At 61.9% G+C, this 16,999-nt stretch carries 19 protein-coding genes; 14 read left to right on the top strand and 5 right to left on the bottom strand.

What is annotated here, in order from left to right:
- The first annotated feature begins 121 nt into the window (after positions 1-121).
- From ACS3WB_RS00650 to dnaQ, 4 genes are read left to right on the top strand one after another with little or no spacing between them, the layout of a single operon-like run.
- A complete protein-coding gene (locus tag ACS3WB_RS00650; RefSeq protein ID WP_438273686.1) occupies positions 122-973 on the top strand; it encodes a pyruvate, water dikinase regulatory protein in 852 nt (283 codons plus the stop codon).
- On the top strand, positions 970-1,581 hold the full coding sequence (locus tag ACS3WB_RS00645) for a Maf family protein (protein ID WP_438273685.1): 612 nt from the start codon (positions 970-972) through the stop codon (positions 1,579-1,581). Before ACS3WB_RS00650 ends, ACS3WB_RS00645 begins: the two co-directional genes overlap by 4 nt.
- 16 nt (positions 1,582-1,597) lie before the next feature.
- Positions 1,598-2,197: a dephospho-CoA kinase gene (coaE, locus tag ACS3WB_RS00640; RefSeq protein ID WP_438273684.1), complete on the top strand. Its 600-nt coding sequence runs from the start codon at positions 1,598-1,600 to the stop codon at positions 2,195-2,197.
- 20 nt (positions 2,198-2,217) lie between these two features.
- On the top strand, positions 2,218-2,916 hold the full coding sequence (gene dnaQ, locus ACS3WB_RS00635; RefSeq protein WP_438273683.1) for a DNA polymerase III subunit epsilon: 699 nt from the start codon (positions 2,218-2,220) through the stop codon (positions 2,914-2,916).
- A gap of 117 nt (positions 2,917-3,033) precedes the next feature.
- Here the strand turns inward: dnaQ and secB are convergent, their stop codons facing one another.
- A complete protein-coding gene (gene secB / locus ACS3WB_RS00630) occupies positions 3,034-3,519 on the bottom strand; it encodes a protein-export chaperone SecB (protein ID WP_438273682.1) in 486 nt (161 codons plus the stop codon).
- Positions 3,520-3,978: 459 nt separating this feature from the next.
- On the opposite strand from secB, the gene ACS3WB_RS00625 reads away from it, so the two are divergent.
- From ACS3WB_RS00625 to ACS3WB_RS00615, 3 genes are read left to right on the top strand one after another with little or no spacing between them, the layout of a single operon-like run.
- Positions 3,979-4,683, top strand: coding sequence for a Tim44/TimA family putative adaptor protein (locus tag ACS3WB_RS00625; RefSeq protein ID WP_438273681.1), 705 nt, complete (start codon positions 3,979-3,981; stop codon positions 4,681-4,683).
- Positions 4,607-6,175, top strand: a complete 1,569-nt coding sequence (gene mltA, locus ACS3WB_RS00620; protein WP_438273680.1) for a murein transglycosylase A — start codon at positions 4,607-4,609, stop codon at positions 6,173-6,175. Before ACS3WB_RS00625 ends, mltA begins: the two co-directional genes overlap by 77 nt.
- Positions 6,172-6,762 (top strand): Smr/MutS family protein, encoded by a 591-nt coding sequence (locus ACS3WB_RS00615; protein WP_438273679.1) that lies wholly within the window; start codon positions 6,172-6,174, stop codon positions 6,760-6,762. The genes mltA and ACS3WB_RS00615 overlap by 4 nt, the downstream gene beginning before the upstream one ends.
- A gap of 90 nt (positions 6,763-6,852) precedes the next feature.
- On the opposite strand, the gene hslU is transcribed toward ACS3WB_RS00615, so the two are convergent.
- Genes hslU through hslV form a run of 3 tightly spaced genes read right to left on the bottom strand, consistent with a single transcriptional unit; the run spans position 6,853 to position 9,418 of the window.
- A complete protein-coding gene (gene hslU / locus ACS3WB_RS00610) occupies positions 6,853-8,154 on the bottom strand; it encodes an ATP-dependent protease ATPase subunit HslU (protein WP_438273678.1) in 1,302 nt (433 codons plus the stop codon).
- Between the two features lie 39 nt (positions 8,155-8,193).
- Complete coding sequence (locus ACS3WB_RS00605) at positions 8,194-8,805, bottom strand: DUF2585 domain-containing protein (RefSeq protein ID WP_438273677.1); 612 nt, start codon at positions 8,803-8,805, stop codon at positions 8,194-8,196.
- 58 nt (positions 8,806-8,863) lie between these two features.
- The gene (gene hslV / locus ACS3WB_RS00600; protein ID WP_011508729.1) at positions 8,864-9,418 is read right to left on the bottom strand and encodes an ATP-dependent protease subunit HslV; all 555 of its coding nucleotides are present in this window, start codon (positions 9,416-9,418) and stop codon (positions 8,864-8,866) included.
- A 222-nt stretch (positions 9,419-9,640) separates the two neighbouring features.
- On the opposite strand from hslV, the gene hisB reads away from it, so the two are divergent.
- The 7 genes from hisB (at position 9,641) to coaA (ending at position 14,442) form a co-directional block, all read left to right on the top strand.
- Entirely contained in the window at positions 9,641-10,234 is a 594-nt protein-coding gene (gene hisB / locus ACS3WB_RS00595) for an imidazoleglycerol-phosphate dehydratase HisB (protein WP_438273676.1), read from the top strand.
- Between the two features lie 27 nt (positions 10,235-10,261).
- Complete coding sequence (locus tag ACS3WB_RS00590; RefSeq protein WP_438273675.1) at positions 10,262-10,771, top strand: DUF2628 domain-containing protein; 510 nt, start codon at positions 10,262-10,264, stop codon at positions 10,769-10,771.
- The gene (hisH, locus tag ACS3WB_RS00585; protein ID WP_438273674.1) at positions 10,768-11,418 is read left to right on the top strand and encodes an imidazole glycerol phosphate synthase subunit HisH; all 651 of its coding nucleotides are present in this window, start codon (positions 10,768-10,770) and stop codon (positions 11,416-11,418) included. The genes ACS3WB_RS00590 and hisH overlap by 4 nt, the downstream gene beginning before the upstream one ends.
- Positions 11,406-12,155, top strand: a complete 750-nt coding sequence (gene hisA, locus ACS3WB_RS00580) for a 1-(5-phosphoribosyl)-5-[(5-phosphoribosylamino)methylideneamino]imidazole-4-carboxamide isomerase (RefSeq protein ID WP_438273673.1) — start codon at positions 11,406-11,408, stop codon at positions 12,153-12,155. The genes hisH and hisA overlap by 13 nt, the downstream gene beginning before the upstream one ends.
- Before the next feature lie 15 nt (positions 12,156-12,170).
- Positions 12,171-12,947 carry an imidazole glycerol phosphate synthase subunit HisF gene (gene hisF, locus ACS3WB_RS00575; RefSeq protein WP_438273672.1) on the top strand — a complete coding sequence of 259 codons (777 nt, stop codon included), beginning with the start codon at positions 12,171-12,173 and terminating at the stop codon, positions 12,945-12,947.
- A 198-nt stretch (positions 12,948-13,145) separates the two neighbouring features.
- On the top strand, positions 13,146-13,469 hold the full coding sequence (locus tag ACS3WB_RS00570; RefSeq protein ID WP_438273671.1) for a phosphoribosyl-ATP diphosphatase: 324 nt from the start codon (positions 13,146-13,148) through the stop codon (positions 13,467-13,469).
- Between the two features lie 16 nt (positions 13,470-13,485).
- Positions 13,486-14,442, top strand: coding sequence for a type I pantothenate kinase (coaA, locus tag ACS3WB_RS00565; protein ID WP_438273670.1), 957 nt, complete (start codon positions 13,486-13,488; stop codon positions 14,440-14,442).
- Between the two features lie 164 nt (positions 14,443-14,606).
- On the opposite strand, the gene ACS3WB_RS00560 is transcribed toward coaA, so the two are convergent.
- Positions 14,607-16,865 (bottom strand): response regulator, encoded by a 2,259-nt coding sequence (locus tag ACS3WB_RS00560; RefSeq protein ID WP_438273669.1) that lies wholly within the window; start codon positions 16,863-16,865, stop codon positions 14,607-14,609.
- Positions 16,866-16,999 lie beyond the last annotated feature (134 nt).

Below are 16,999 nucleotides of genomic sequence, written 5' to 3'. Positions count from 1 at the left end.
TCGGCGGAGTTATCCCTGCCGCGAGACCTGTGAGCAAAATCTCCGGTTATCCCGCGGTCCTTGCCGGATGAGCCGTATCGCGGCTCGAACTCCACAGCGATGCACAGGGTATTCAGGGGTCATGTCGCCCATCACCGGCAGCAATTTTCATCTTCATCTGGTGTCTGATTCGACCGGCGAGACGCTGATCACGGTGTCGCGTGCGGTCGCCGCCCAATATGCCAACCTCACGCCGGTCGAACACGTCTATCCGCTGGTGCGCAGCCAGAAACAGCTCGACCGCGTTCTCGCGGAAATCGAGGAAACGCCGGGAATCGTTTTGTTCACGCTCCTTGAAAAGGATCTGGTGGAGCGTCTCGAAGCCAAGTGCCAGGAAATCAACAGCCCGAGCCTTTCGATTATCGGCCCTGTGATGCAGTTGTTTCAGGCTTATCTCGGCGCTTCCACGATCGGCCGGGTCGGCGCACAGCATACGCTGAACGCGGATTACTTCAGGCGCATCGACGCCTTGAACTACACCATGATGCACGACGACGGACAGCACGTCGAAGGTCTGGAGGAGGCCGACGTCGTTCTGGTTGGAGTGTCGCGCACGTCAAAAACGCCAACGTCGGTCTATCTTGCCAATCGCGGCATCCGCACTGCGAACGTGCCGCTGGTGCCGGGCATCGCCATCCCGCGTCAACTGGAAACTCTGAAAAAACCTTTGATCGTCAGCCTTCATGCAGCGCCCGAGCGGCTCATCCAGGTGCGTCAAAACCGGCTGTTGAGCATCGGGTCGGGTGCCGGCAATGAGACCTATATCGATCGCCAATCGGTTGCCGATGAAGTGACCTATGCCCGCCGTCTCAGCGCGAAGCATGACTGGGTCCAATTGGACGTCACACGCCGGTCGATCGAAGAGACCGCCGCAGCGATTATGAAGCTGTTTGCGGATCGGCAACGGCAGCGCCAGGCGGAGCAGGGCCGGTGACCGTGGTCTGGCGCGAACCGAAGCCCTTGATCCTCGCATCGCAAAGCCGGGTTCGCCAGGCATTGCTCGCAAATGCCGGTCTGTCATTCGAGACCGTTCCAGCCGCGATCGACGAACGAACCATTCAGCGGAATTCCGGCCTGACCAAGAGCGATGAGATCGCCATTTGCCTGGCTCGCGAAAAAGCCCGCGAGGTTTCGTCGCGCTCGCCCGGCCGCTACGTTATCGGAGCCGATCAGACCCTTGAATGCGAGAACCGCCTGTTCAACAAGCCGGCTGGCCGCGCGGGGGCGGCGGAGCATCTGCGCGCGCTGTCCGGCCGGACTCACACGCTGCACGCCGGTGTCGCGATTGTGCGCGATGGCAAGCCGCTCTTTGAAGATGTGTCGGTCGCCCGCATGACGATGCGGGAACTGAGCGGGGAGACGATCGAGGCCTATCTGAATGCGGCTGGCGATGCGGCTACCGCGAGCGTCGGCGCCTATCAACTCGAGAAGCTGGGCGTCCACCTGTTCAGCCGGATCGACGGCGATCATTTCACCATTCTCGGCTTGCCGCTGTTGCCGCTGCTCGCTTTTCTGCGCGGCCAGGGCCTACTGTCGTTGTGACGTCGGATGTTTGCATATGCTGGTGCTCGGGCTGACCGGATCGATCGGAATGGGGAAATCGACCACCGCCAGGCTTTTTTCGGAAGCCGGGGTGCCGGTTTACGATGCCGACGCGACAGTTCACAAAATTTATGAAGGCGAGGCGGCACCGGCCATCGAGGCGGCGTTTCCCGGAACAACCGTCAACGGAAAGGTCGACCGGGAGAAGTTGTCGGCGAGGGTTGTGCACGACGCTGCCGCCATGACGCAGCTTGAGCAGATCGTGCATCCGATGCTGCACGCGTATCGCCAGACGTTTCTCGATCGGGCCGAGCGATCGGGCGCTGATGTGGCGGTGGTGGACGTGCCGCTGCTGTTCGAAACCGGCGGCGATAAGCATGTAGATGCGGTCGTCGTCGTCACCACGACGCCCGACGTTCAACGCGAGCGCATCCTGACGAGAGGCAACATGACGGGTGACAAACTGACGACGATCCTGGCCCGGCAGTTACCCGACGCCGAAAAGCGCAGCCGGGCGGATTTCGTAGTGGACACCTCGCATGGTATAGACCATGTGCGCGGGCGAATTCGGGAAATTCTGGCGCAAGCTGCTAAAATGCCGCGACGGCGTCCCTGATTCGCGAGTCCGAAAAAATTATGCGCGAAATCGTTCTCGATACGGAAACGACGGGTCTTGATCCGCTTCGCGGCGATCGTCTAGTCGAGATCGGGTGTGTTGAAATTTTCAATCGCATGCCGACAGGGCAGACGTTCCATCGCTATATCAATCCGGAACGCGACGTGCCGCAGGAAGCGTTCGCGGTGCATGGCCTGTCGAGTGAGTTTCTTGCAGACAAGCCCCTGTTCGCGCAGGTCGTGGATGAGTTTCTGGAATTCGTCGGCGACGCGCCGCTCGTCATCCACAACGCCTCGTTCGATATCGGCTTCATCAATGCGGAACTCGATCGCCTGAAACGGGAGGCGATCGGGCGGGACCGGCTGGTGGACACGCTGCTGCTGGCGCGACGGAAGCATCCCGGCGTGTCGAACCGGCTCGACGATCTCTGCTCGCGTTACGCCATCGACAACAGTCGCCGGACCAAACACGGGGCGTTGCTCGACGCGGAATTGCTTGCGGAAGTCTATATCGATCTGATCGGCGCCCGGCAGTCGCAATTGATCCTGGTGGAATCAGTGTCCCGCCAGAGCGGCGGAACCCTTGATATGCCGAGACGCCAGCGCCCTGCGCCGCTGGCGCCCCGCGTGACCGATGCCGACCGCATCGCGCATCGCGATTTCATCGCGACGCTCGGCGGGAAGGCAATCTGGATGGAATTCGTCGGGAACGAGGCCTGAAGCAGGCCGGGACCAAGCCGAAGAGCTTAGGCGGTTTCGAGCGAAACATGCCCTCGGGCTTGGGCCCGAGGGTGTAAACCAGTTCGCGTCAGGAAACCCATCAACTAGATCGGAGCTTCAGCTTGGCTGTTGTTGCTGCTGTTGCGCCGCCTGGCGTTCCATGTTTTGCCGGTACAGGCTCACAAAATCGATCGGATCGAGCATCAGCGGCGGGAATCCCCCCTCGCGAACCACCGTCGCAACGATTTCGCGCGCGAACGGGAACAACAGCCGCGGGCATTCGATCATGACCAGCGGATGCAGGTTTTCCTGGGGAACGTTGACGATCCGGAACACGCCCGCATAGGCCAGTTCGAAACTGAACATCAGCTTGCCGGTATGTTCGGCCTTACCTTCGACCTTGAGCACCACCTCGTAGTCGTTTTCCGCGACATTGGTGGCGCCGACATTGATTTGAACGCTGATCGAAGGGGGCGATTGCTGCGGGGCAAGCGAGGCGGGCGCATTGGGATTCTCGAAAGAGAGATCCTTGGTGTATTGAGCCAGCACATTCAACTGTGGTGAAGGGCCCGCCTCGGGAGGTGTGCCGTTGCCGTTGGTCATTGGATGTCTCTCCTGAAACGTTCAAGCGAAGTCGGGGAATGATTGGCTTGCTTGAAGGGGCAAATTGCCGCGCCGCCGCGAGTGGCTATCACAAGCCTGCCGCTGTCCACAAGGACGGCGGGACCCTCGGGCGGTCCTTGGCGGAGGTCACTCATCACGTTTAGCCTCGGAGGTTTCGGAAAAAATGCCGCAGGTTGCACGGCCTGGCGACTTAAACTGTTGAAGGAACGCGTTTTCTTCCCGCAATCCGATTTCCCCTTTGATCGGAAACGGGCTATCATTCTTTTGAGATGGCAGTTAGGGAGACAACTCCCGATCACGTTCGTTATGCTAAAACGCGCCCTTGGCCGGATTGGATATCATACCTACATTATCGACGCCGTCTGATGCGAACCTGTGACCCCCGCTGGACCTTCGTTCGCCGGACGAGAACCAGACCGATCAGAAAGTGAAGACGAAGTGGATATTTACACCATCATTTTTCTGGCGCTGGCGGTTTTTATCTTCCTGCGTCTGCGCAGCGTCCTGGGACAGCGCACCGGAAGTGAGCGTCCGCCTTACGACCGTGCGACGCGCGAAGTCCTGCATGGCACGAAGGACAACAATGTCGTTCCGGTACCGGGCGCCGTGATCGATCAGGCGCCGTCGGGGCCCGCGCCCGACGTGACGTCTGCATCCGAGCGCTGGAAAAGTCTGGCTGAGCCCGGCACGCCCCTCGCCCTCGGGCTCGAGGCCATCGCGGCTCAGGATTCGTCCTTCGATCCGAAGCATTTCCTCAGCGGCGCGCGCAGCGCCTACGAAATGATTGTGCTGGCGTTCGCCAACGGCGATCGCCGGACCTTGAAGGACTTGCTGTCGACGGACGTCTATGAAAGCTTTGACGCCGCCATCAAGGACCGGGAGAAGCTCGAACAGCAGACGGAAACGCGGTTTGTTTCGATCGACAAAGTGGAACTGATCGGTGCGGAATTGCGCGACGGCGCGGAGCAACTGACCGTTCGCTTCATCTCGCAGATGATTTCGATCACGCGCGACAAGTCGGGGGCAATTGTCGACGGAAACCCTGAGAAGATTTCCGATATCACCGATGTTTGGACGTTTGCCCGCGATATCGCTTCGCGCGATCCGAACTGGAAACTGGTTGGCACCGGAAGCGCCGGCTGATCTTTCTCGGTTGAAATGGTGCGCGGTCGTATTTTGCATCGCCGCCGTTCTTGCGCCTGCCGCGGTTGAAGCCCGGCATGTCCCTCGTCATCCGGTCTGGCCGCTCGAGATCGCCGGCGGTCAATATATTCCGGCGGCATGGGGCGACATCGCCGGCTGGAAAGACGACGATCATCTTGAAGCATTCAGGACCTTTCGCAGGAGTTGCCATGCGGTAACCGCGCGGCAGCCCCCGGCCGCCGGTCAGAAAGCGCTGGGCGCGTCGTTGCGGGAGCCGTGCCGCGCCGCGACCATGGCCGACATATCGAAAGATGCCAGTGCCCGCGCCTTCTTCGAAAGCCGATTCCGGCCGGTACGGATTTCGCGTCTCGGCGAAGCCGACGGTTTTGTGACGGGCTATTACGAGCCGATCATCGACGGGTCGCGCACCCGAACGGACGTCTACACCGTGCCGGTTTACCGGCGTCCCTCGAATCTTTTCGTCCGGGGGTTCACGCAGAGCGCGCCGAGCCTGCCGAACAGCGGACCCGTATATCGCAAGATCGGCCGCCGAAAGCTTGTCCCCTACTATGACCGCGCTGAAATCGAGGATGGCGCGATCGCGGGCCGCGGCCTTGAAATCTGCTGGCTCAAGAGCCAGACCGATCTTCTCTTCACGCAAATCCAGGGCTCGGCGCGCGTTCGTCTTGAGGACGGCTCGACGCTGCGCATCAACTATGATTCCTATAACGGATATCCCTATACCGCCGTCGGCCGTATTCTGATCGAGCGCAACATCATCCCGAAGGATCAGATGTCGATGCAGCGAATCAGGCAGTGGATGACTGAAAACCCGGATGGAGCCAGGGAGTTGCGCCGCCAAAACCGGTCGTATGTCTTCTTCCACGAGGTGAAGCTCTCGGACAATGACGAGGCGGTCGGCGCGCAGGGCGTGCCGCTTGCGCCCGGCCGGTCGATTGCCGTCGATAAATCGCTGCACGTCTACGGCACGCCGTTTTTCATCGAAGGCGAATTGCCGATCGAATCCGAACAGGCGAAAACCCCCTTTCATCGGCTGATGATTGCGCAGGATACCGGCTCGGCAATCGTCGGCCCGGCCCGCGCCGACCTTTACTTCGGAGCAGGTCCGGAAGCAGGCCGCGTATCGGGGCGCCTGCGCCACAATATGCATTTCGTGATGCTGGTCCCGAATAGCCTCGATCCCGCGGTGAGCGGCAGAACCATGCCGCTTCCGGAAAAGCGGCCATCGGCAAGAATCGCAAAGCTGTTTCCGCAGAAGGATCGGAAGCCGGACGGCCTCAAGGCCGCCACGCAGCAGTCCACATCCTCACCCGTGTCCCCAGCCGCGAAGCCGGCTGGGGCTGCTGCCGTGCCGGCGGCAAAAACCGAGTCCCCGGCAGCCGCTCCGTCTCCGGTGATGCGGCCCGAAGTCAGATCCGATCGTCAGCGGCCGCGTCATCACCGCCGGCGTTGGCATCGCCCGATCCGATGAAACGCCCCTCGCCGGATACCCCTACACGACCGCGCCGCCAACGCGTTCTTACCGATGCCGAACGTCAGTTGTGGGAGAGCGTCGCCGCGCAGGCGAAACCGTTACGCAAACGCTCTCGGCCGGCTGGAGCTTCCGTGGCGCTGCGCGAGACATCAGGCATCACGACAGCGTCCGCTTCCGCGCAAAGACCGGCGGCACCCGATGTCGCGAAAGGCAAAAAGACCAAAGCTCAGCCACAGACGCCGCTCACCCGCCGCGAGCGATCGCAACTGTCGCGGGGACGGAAAGACATCGACGCCCGGATCGACCTGCACGGCATGACGCAGACACGGGCGCACCGCGCCCTGCTGCGTTTTCTGCAGAGCGCCTCAGGCGATGGTCTGACCTTCGTGCTCGTCATCACCGGCAAGGGCCGCGCCGCCGATCCGGACTCCGGACGCGGCGTGCTTCGGCGGCAGGTCCCGCAATGGCTCGCGCTACCGGAATTCCGCTCGCTGGTCGTCGGCTTCGACGAGGCGCATGTCGGTCATGGCGGCGAGGGCGCGCTTTACGTCCGCTTGCGACGGGCGCGGAGTTTTAGAGCATGATCCCGAAAAGTGGAAACCGGTTTTCGGATAAGATCATGCTCGATCAAAAAGATATGGCTAGAGTCTGGTTCACCGCAGTTGAATCAGACTCTAGAGAATGAATCTGCTCAGATCGGCGTTCTTGGCCAGATCGCCGACGTGCTTCTGAACGTATGCGGCGTCGATACGAACCGTCTCTCCATTTCGATCGGGCGCCGAGAACGAAACATCGTCGAGCACCCGCTCCATCACCGTCTGCAGCCGTCGCGCGCCGATATTCTCGACCGTGGAATTCACAGCGACCGCAATATCCGCAAGCGCATCGATGGCGTCGTCGGAGAAGTCGAGCGTGACCCCTTCGGTCTGCATCAACGCGATATACTGCTTGAGAAGCGAGGCCTCCGGTTCGGTCAGGATGCGCCGCATGTCGTCGCGCGTCAGAGCATCCAGTTCGACGCGGATCGGCAGCCGGCCCTGCAATTCGGGCAGCAGGTCCGACGGCTTGGCGATGTGAAACGCGCCCGAGGCGATGAACAGGATGTGGTCGGTCTTGACCGCGCCGTGCTTGGTGGAGACCGTCGTTCCCTCGATCAGCGGCAGCAGGTCGCGCTGTACGCCTTCGCGCGACACGTCGCCCCCGCTGCGGCCGTCCCGCACGCAGATCTTGTCGATCTCGTCGAGAAACACGATGCCGTTGTTCTCAACGGCGGCGACCGCCTCCTGGGTAAGCTGGTCGCTGTCGAGAAGCTTGTCGGATTCCTCATTGACCAGGATTTCATGGGAATCTTCCACGGACAGCCGGCGGGTCTTGGTTCGCCCGCCCATCTTGCCGAAAATATCGCCGATCGAGATCGCGCCCACCTGCGCGCCGGGCATTCCCGGAATCTCGAACATCGGTGCACCGCCGGAGGATTGCGTCTCGATCTCGATTTCCTTGTCGTTGAGCTCGCCGGCCCGCAGCTTCTTGCGAAAGGAATCGCGGGTGGCAGCGCTGGAATTAGCTCCCACGAGCGCGTCGAGCACGCGTTCTTCGGCGGCAAGCTGGGCGCGCGCCTGAACGTCCTTGCGCTTGCGCTCGCGGGTCTGGTTGATCGCAACCTCCACGAGGTCGCGAACGATCTGTTCGACGTCGCGTCCGACATATCCGACTTCGGTGAACTTCGTCGCTTCGACCTTGAGGAACGGTGCGTTCGCCAGCTTGGCCAGACGCCGCGCGATCTCGGTCTTGCCGACGCCGGTCGGGCCGATCATCAGGATGTTTTTCGGCAGCACTTCCTCGCGCAGCGGTCCGGTCAACTGCTGGCGCCGCCAGCGATTGCGCAAGGCTATGGAGACGGCGCGCTTGGCGTCGGTCTGGCCGACGATGAAACGGTCGAGTTCGGAAACGATTTCGCGAGGAGAGAAGTGCATCATGATCTCGAAGATAGGTTGGATCGTTGCGGAGACAAGCGGTCAAATGATGGGCGGTCCGGCCTGCCAGTGCCGGATGGCTTCGAATGGGTGAATCAGCATGATGACGTTGAGTGTCAGGTTGTCGCGGATATGCAGTCCCACCAGCACTTCAAACGCGACTGCCAGTAGGATCGTCAAGGCAATCGGCAGTTTGCGCGCAAGCACGAATCCCGCGATCATGGCCAGAGTGTCGGATAAAGAATTGACGATGCTGTCGCCGTAGTAGTCCAGTGAAATCGTCGCGGCGCGATAGCGATCGATGATCCAGGGCGAATTCTCGACGATCTCCCATGCGCCTTCGATCGTTATCGCGATCAGCAGACGGGTAATCCACGGAGCGCGTGGCAGGATCAGCCACGTCGCGCCGTAAAACAGAAATCCGTGGATGATGTGGGAGAATGTGTACCAGTCGGTGAGATGCTGCGAATTTTCGGAGCTCTGCACAACGCCGTGCCAGAACTTGACGTAACCGCAGGTGCAGATCGGGATGCGGCCCATGGCATAGAGAATTGCACCTTGCAGCAGGACCAGGCTGAGCGCGATTGCAATCCCTTTGCCGATCGAGAGGCTCGTTGACGGCAAGGGATCGGTTTGACCAGTCAAAGCGCTCATACGTCGCGCATCATCGAGCGGTGGGGGTAGCGGGCGGAATGTGGAAGCTCGGCATCTCTCAATCCGTGGACAGCGTCTCGATGGTCAGGTTTCGGTTGGTATAAACGCAGATGTCGGCGGCGATATCGAGCGAGCGGCGGACGATCGTTTCCGCGTCCTTGTCGGAATCGATCAACGCCCGCGCGGCGGACAGTGCATAGTTTCCGCCGGAGCCGATGGCCATCACGCCGGCCTCGGGTTCGAGCACGTCACCGGTGCCAGTCAGGACCAACGACACGTCCTTGTCTGCGACGAGCATCATGGCTTCGAGCCGCCTCAGATAACGGTCGGTGCGCCAGTCCTTGGCGAGTTCGACCGCGGCGCGGGTGAGCTGGCCGGGATATTGCTCGAGCTTGCTTTCCAGCCGCTCGAACAGCGTGAAGGCGTCGGCGGTGGCGCCGGCGAACCCGCCGATCACGTCGCCCTTGCCAAGTTTCCGGACCTTTTTCGCATTGGATTTGATGACGGTCTGTCCGATCGAGACCTGGCCGTCTCCGCCGATGACGACCTTGCCGCCCTTGCGGACCGTCAGAATCGTGGTGCCGTGCCACACCTCCGGCTGTGATGCTTGCATCTGAACCCCTTCGTAATCCGCCAGACTTAGACATTGCGGCGCGGCGTTTCAATCGGCGTTCGAAGTCGCGGAATCCGGTCACCATAGTGCGAAGAACTCCCGCAAAAGGCGTCGTCTCGCAGTAGCGAAGGGAGCATGAGCCTGTTAAAAGGGCCCCTTTCAGGATCCCTATGATCCTGAGCGCCTTTTGGCGGATCCTATGCGACGCGGAGAGCTCATTTCATGCGCACGGCGACCATCAAGCGCAAAACCAAGGAAACCGACATCGAGGTCGCGGTGAACCTCGACGGCTCCGGCGTGTCCGACGTTGCGACCGGCATCGGCTTTTTCGACCATATGCTGGATCTGCTCGCCCGCCACTCGCGCATCGACATCACCGTCAAGGCCGACGGCGACCTCCATGTCGACCACCACCACACCACCGAAGATGTCGGCATCGCGCTGGGGCAGGCGGTGAAGCAGGCGCTCGGCACCATGGCCGGCATCACCCGCTATGCCGGTGTTCATATGCCCATGGACGAGACGCTGTCCCGTGTTGTGATCGACATTTCGGGGCGCCCGATGCTGGTCTTCAGGGTCGAATTTCCGCGCGACAAGATAGGCGCATTCGACACCGAGCTGGTGCGCGAATGGTTCAATGCCTTTGCGGTCAATGCCGGCGTGACTTTGCACGTCGAGACCCTATATGGCGAGAACAGTCATCATATCGCCGAATCCTGCTTCAAGGGTCTGGCGCGGGCGCTTCGCGCAGCGGTGGCGATCGATCCGCGCGCCGCGGGCGAAGTGCCGTCCACAAAGGGTCAGCTTGGCGGGTGATTGTCCTGTCGTCGACGGAGAGTGCAGATGCCGGTCTATACAGTCCATGCGCCGCCTGCCGAGGGGACGGACGTGCGCGGCACCACGGATCAGTTCGTGTTCGTTCGTGACGGCTTTTCGTTCTGGGCCTTCGTGTTCGGTCCGTTGTGGTTGCTTTATCAAAGGCTCTGGCTGGCGCTCGCCGGATATATGGTCCTGTCGATCCTGCTCGAAGTCGTGATGACGCTGCTGCGTGCCGGCGGGGGAATACGCTTCGCGGTGATGGCCGTCATCGCCGTGCTGATGGGACTGGAAGCGGCGAGCCTGCGGCGCTGGACGCTGTCGCGGCGCAAGTGGCGTCAGCTCGGGGTCATTGTCGCAGATGACCGTGAGGCCGCCGAGCGGCGGTTTTTCGATCGCTGGACCGCGATGCGAGGGGTGGACTTCGATCCGTTGGCCGTCGATCGCGGGGCGCCCCCGCCGACCCGTGGCCAGCCGCTGCCGTTGCCGCGTGGCGACATTGTCGGCCTGTTTCCGCAACCCGGGATGCCGAGGTGACCGCAGCGATCATCGATTATGGCTCCGGCAATCTTCATTCGGCTGCGAAGGCGTTCGAATGCGCGGCGCGCGGCATTGAGGGTTTGCAAAAGATCGTGGTGACGCGTGATCCGGACATGGTGTTCCGGGCCGATCGCGTGGTGCTTCCCGGCGTCGGCGCATTCGCCGATTGCCGCAGGGGACTCGATGCGCTCGATGGCATGGTCCAGGCTTTGACGGAGGTCGTGCGCGACAAGGCCCGTCCATTCCTGGGCATTTGCGTCGGGATGCAACTGATGGCGACGCGGGGCAGGGAGCATGTCACGACCGACGGCCTCGACTGGATCGCGGGCGACGTCGAAAAGATTTCGCCGCGCGACGAGAGCCTGAAGATTCCGCATATGGGCTGGAATACACTCGATCCGGTACATGAGCATCCGGTGCTCGATGGCCTCCCGCTGGGGCCGAAAGGACGTCACGCCTATTTCGTGCATTCCTATCACCTGAACGCCCTCAACGAGGCCGACGTGCTGGCGCGTGCCGATTACGGCGGCCCGGTGACGGCTGTTATCGGCAGGGACACCGCGATCGGCACCCAGTTCCATCCGGAGAAGAGCCAGCGGTTCGGGCTTGCGCTAATTTCGAATTTTCTGAAGTGGAAGCCGTGATTCTTTTTCCCGCCATCGACCTGAAGAACGGCCAATGCGTTCGCCTCGAGCAGGGCGATATGACGCGGGCCACCGTGTTCAATCTCGATCCTGCCGAGCAGGCGCGCGCCTTCGCCTCGCAAGGCTTCGAATATCTGCACGTGGTCGATCTCGACGGCGCGTTCGCCGGCAAACCGGTCAATGCGGAGGCGGTTGAGCGGATGCTGCAGGCCGTCACCATGCCGGTGCAGCTCGGCGGCGGCATCCGTGATCTGAAGACAATCGAAGCCTGGCTCGGCAAGGGCATCGCGCGCGTCATCATCGGCACCGCCGCGGTACGCGATCCGGTTCTGGTCAAGCAGGCCGCGAAGTCATTTCCGGGGCGCGTCGCGGTCGGTCTCGATGCGCGTGACGGCAAAGTCGCGGTGGAAGGCTGGGCCGAAACGTCTGAAGTGACCGCGCTCGACATCGCGCGGCGGTTCGAAGACGCGGGCATCGCGGCGATCATCTTTACCGATATCGCGCGCGATGGTTTGCTGAAGGGCCTCAACCTCGACGCCACCATCGCGCTTGCCGAGAGCATTTCAATTCCGGTGATTGCGTCCGGCGGCTTCGCCTCGATCGCGGATGTGAAGGCGTTGCTCGCGCCGCGCGCGAAGAAGCTCGCGGGCGCCATCGCCGGTCGCGCGCTCTATGATGGCCGGCTCGATCCCGCTGAGGCGCTGGCGCTGATCCGCGCCGCGCGGGCGGCAGCCTGAGAGTATTTGCGCGCGATGTTCAAGGTCCGTGTCATACCCTGCCTCGACGTGAAGGATGGCCGCGTCGTCAAGGGCGTCAACTTCGTGGACCTGCGCGACGCCGGCGACCCGGTGGAAGCCGCAGTCGCATACGATGCCGCCGGTGCCGACGAACTCACCTTTCTCGACATCACCGCGACGCACGAGAATCGCGGCATCATGCTGGATGTGGTCCGACGCACGGCGGAGGCTTGCTTCATGCCGGTGACGGTCGGCGGCGGCGTTCGCACTATCGATGACATCCGTGTCTTGCTGCGCTCCGGTGCGGACAAGGTTTCGATCAACAGCGCGGCGGTGAGCCGGCGCGAGTTCGTCAGGGAAGCCGCGGAGAAGTTCGGCGACCAGTGCATCGTAGTCGCGATCGACGCCAAGCGGGTGTCGAAAGCGGGCGGTACGGATCGCTGGGAAATCTTTACGCATGGCGGCCGCAAATCCACCGGCATCGATGCGATCGAATATGCTCAGGAGGTGGTGTCGCTCGGCGCCGGCGAGATCCTGCTGACGTCGATGGATCGCGACGGCACTCGTCAAGGCTTCGATCTGCCGCTGACGCGCCTGGTGGCCGACAGCGTTTCCGTGCCCGTGATCGCGTCCGGCGGCGTGGGTCATCTCGACCACCTGGTCGACGGAATTCGCGAAGGCCATGCGACGGCGGTTCTTGCCGCGTCGATCTTTCACTTCGGGGAATTTACCATTCGCCAAGCCAAGGATCATATGGCCCGCGCCGGGTTGCCGATGCGGCTCGATCCCTGACGACTCCGGATCGCGGAAGTGCTAGAGCATGATCCCGAAAAGCCTGCCCAGGACCTGATCCGGGGTGAAAACGGTTTTCGCAATAGATCGTGCTCGATCAAAAAACAGGGCCTGATCTGATTCAATGCAGCCTGATCGGACTGAGGTATTCGGGGATTATCGCGCTCCAGGGTGTGGGCGGTTAGACGAGTAGGACAGATGTCGCGTTTCACGATCCATGATCTTGCTGCCACGATCGACGCCCGCGCTGCATCTGGTGGCGAGGCGTCCTACACGCGAAAGCTGCTCGACAAGGGCCCCGAGCATTGCGCCAAGAAATTCGGCGAGGAAGCCGTCGAGACGGTGATCGCTGCGGTTGAAAACGACCGTAATCACCTGATCGCTGAAGGCGCCGACGCGATGTTCCACTTCCTTGTGCTGTTGAAAGCTCGCGGCGTGAAATTCCAGGACATCGAAGATGCCCTGGCGCAGCGCACGAGAATGTCGGGACTCGAAGAAAAGGCTGCACGCAATCGCGAGTAGCCCCGGGGCGAGCTTCATGGATTCGCGGCCAGAGCAGCAGCAATATAATCCGTATCGGATTTTTTCCCGCGCCGAGTGGGCGAAGCTGCGGCACGACATGCCGATGACACTGGGCGCGAATGAAATCGCGGCATTACGGTCGATGCATGACCGCCTCGATCTCGTCGAGGTCGAGGAAATCTATCTTCCTCTGTCGAGGCTGCTGTCGATCTATGTAACATCGATGCAGCGGCTCTTCGTCGCCCAGCGGCAGTTTCTCGGCATCCACGACCGTAAGGTGCCGTATATCATCGGCGTGGCGGGATCGGTCGCGGTCGGGAAATCGACCACGGCCCGCGTGCTGCAGGCGCTGCTCGCGCGATGGTCGCCACGTCCCAAGGTCGAACTCGTCACCACCGACGGATTTCTGTTTCCGAACGCCGTGCTCGAGCGACATGGCCTGATGCAGAAAAAGGGTTTTCCGGAAAGCTACAATCTGCCGATGCTGCTGGGATTTCTCAGCGACATTAAGGCGGGCCGCACGCCGGTGCGGGCGCCGGTTTACTCGCATCTGACGTATGACATCGTGCCAGATAGTTGGACCGAGGTCAGTCAGCCCGATATCCTGATCGTTGAAGGCGTCAACGTGCTGCAGACCGGTCCGCTGCCGCGTGACGGCAGGGCCGTCCCGGTTGTCTCCGATTTCTTCGACTTCTCGGTCTATCTTGACGCCGAGGAACCGGTGTTACGGGACTGGTATGTCAAGCGTTTCCTGGCGCTGCGGGACACTGCCTTCCATGACCCGCGCTCCTATTTTCATCGCTACGCGCTGCTGTCGGACGATGAGGCGACCGCAACGGCCATCGCGATCTGGGAACGCACCAATCGCGCAAACCTCGAGGACAACATCCTGCCGACACGGCCGCGCGCGACCTTGATTCTCAAAAAGGGAGCCGACCACGTCGTCGAGCAGGTCGCGTTGAGGCGGCTTTAGGGCATTTTCCGGCGAAGTGGATACCGGCTCGCCGTAAGAAAATGCGACGATTTTCAGAGCATGATCCCGAAAATGCCTGCCCTGGACTTGATCCGGGGTGCGAACTGGTTTTCGGACAAGATCATCTCAATCAAAAACAGGACCGGATCAACGGCACGGACCCCTCACGCCGCGAGGTGGCGCGACGCCAGCAGCCTCGCAAGCGCGTCAACCAGCTTGTCCCGATCGAGCGGTTTGACGAGAAAGCCATCCATGCCGGCCTCCAGGCAGGCCTGACGGTCTTCAGTCAGCGTGTTGGCCGTGAGCGCCAGAATGGCGGTGCGGTGGGCGTGACGAACGGCTTCCCGTTCACGGATTTTCCGCGTGGTCTCGATGCCGTCGAGCTTCGGCATCTGGACGTCCATCAGCACCAGATCGTAGGGCGTATCAGCTGTTTCGGCGACGACCCACGATTCAAGCGCTTCCTCGCCGTTTGCGGCGACGGTCACGTCGTGCCCGAGCCGGGTCAGGAGCGAGCGTACCAACAACGCGTTGATCTCGTTATCCTCCGCCACGAGAATCGAAAGACTTTGCGCAGGCGCCGTGGCGGGTGTCCCTGACTCGCCGATCGTCTCGCAGTCGTTATGGCGGTCGCTCGTCCGCTGCGCGGTCGAGCCATTGGGCGGCGCCGTCAGCCGCGCTGCGATCGACGCAGCTCGCAGAGGCTTGACCAGATAGCCCGTGAACGCGGCTGCGCCGGATGTTTGAAGATCGTGTCGCGTCGACGGCGTGACCATGACGATTCGTCGCGGCGCGTGCGAGGATGCAGCCTGACCGAACAGCCAGACATTCTCCGCCCCCATGGCATGATCCACGAACACCGCGTGCCACGGCCGCTCGGCAAGCCGCGCGTGGGCAGCGGCGATCTCCGATACTGTGCAGGTCTCGGCCCCCCATCGCTCCAGCTGCCGGGCCAACAGGGACGCTTCGATCGTTTGAGGGGACACAAGCAGGATCGGCTGACCAGTGAGATCCGGCGGAGCGAACGGCTTTCGCTCCGGGGCGCCGTCATGAGCGGTGAGGGGTATCGAGACCTCGAATGCCGAACCGGCGCCCGGCCTGCTTTCGAGGGCGATGCGCCCGCCCATCCGCTTGACGATGCGATCACTGATGCTCAATCCCAGTCCCGTGCCGCCGTAGTGGCGCGCGATCTGTTCGTCGGCCTGCTCGAATTCGCGGAAAATTCGCGCCTGCGCATCCGGTGTTATGCCGATTCCGGTATCCTGGACCATGAAACGGATGTCTCCCGCCCGCCCGCCGGGCTCGACGATCAGCGCGACGCCGCCGGATGGCGTGAACTTGACGGCGTTTCCCGCAAGATTGAGCAGCACTTGGCGCAACCGCGCCGCATCTCCGATCACTTCGATCGGCAGCCTGTCGTCGATATAGGCGGCGATCTCGAGTTGCCGCGCCTGCGCGCGGGGCGCGAGCAGTTCGGTGACATCCTCGACCAGGTCGGGCAGGACGAAAGGACGGCTTTCGAGTTCGATCTTGCCGGCTTCGATCTTGGAATAGTCGAGCAATTCCTCGATCAGCGACAGCAGTGCGTCGCCGGACGCCTTGACCGCTCTGGCATATGTCGTCTGTTCGGGCGTGAGAGGGGTGTCGAGCAGCAATCCGCTCATGCCGATGATGCCGTTCAGCGGCGTGCGAAACTCATGCGAGGTCATTGCCAGGAAACGCGACTTGGCCCGGTTGGCCGCGTCCGCGTTATCGCGTGCTTCAGCAAGCGCGCGCCCGGTCTCCATGCGACTGGTGACGTCGCGGCCGACGCATTGCAGTTCCGCCGGATGGTTGGCGTCGATCCGGACCAGCCCTTCGCGCCACGCAATCCAGCGCGGGCCAAGCGCGGTTTCGACACGCTGATCGTGGATTCGCGTGCCGTTCGTTTCAAGCGTGCTCTCGCCTTGCTCAAGAACGGGGAGCGCGAACCGGCTGCCGAGCAACTCGGCCCTGGAGCGCTGAGCCAGAACACAATAGGCGTCGTTGACCGAGGTGATAACGCCGTCCGAATCGCGCAGGACGATCAGGTCGCCCTGCGATTCGAAAAGGCTGCGCGCCCGTTCCTCTGCTTCCTTCAACTCCCAGTTCCGGTCCGCAAGTGCCTCGTTGTGAAGAGCGACCTTGCGAAGCTTTTTCCGCATCCAGCGCAGGCGCATGCTGAGAACTGCCAGCCCGACGCAGGCCATCGCGAAAAGAAAACTCACGCCGACTGCGAAGGTATTAGGGTCGTAATCTGCACTTCTGGCGCCGCTTATGAAGCCGTAGGCGCCTCCGAACGTGATCGAAAAGGTCGTGAAGGTCCGAAAGACAAAGCTAAGTCGGGGATGTCGCCGGACCAGGCGGCGCAGACGCGCCTTGAGCCAGAACAATCGCGCCATCATCGCTCACCCGAGTTCGTCTGTGTCCGGCATTTTCGTCCGAGGGCGGAATCCGCCGCAGGAGCGTACGCAATGCGCCGCAGCATGGGGGAACGGTGTTGCGAAGTGTTTGAGGAACCGAGCAAAAATCCCTGTCC

Origin of the sequence: Nitrobacter sp., assembly GCF_051535215.1 — a bacterium.
Lineage (GTDB): Bacteria > Pseudomonadota > Alphaproteobacteria > Rhizobiales > Xanthobacteraceae > Nitrobacter.
Note: the sequence above shows the minus strand (reverse complement) of the source record. Positions and strands in the feature narration are given on the sequence as shown.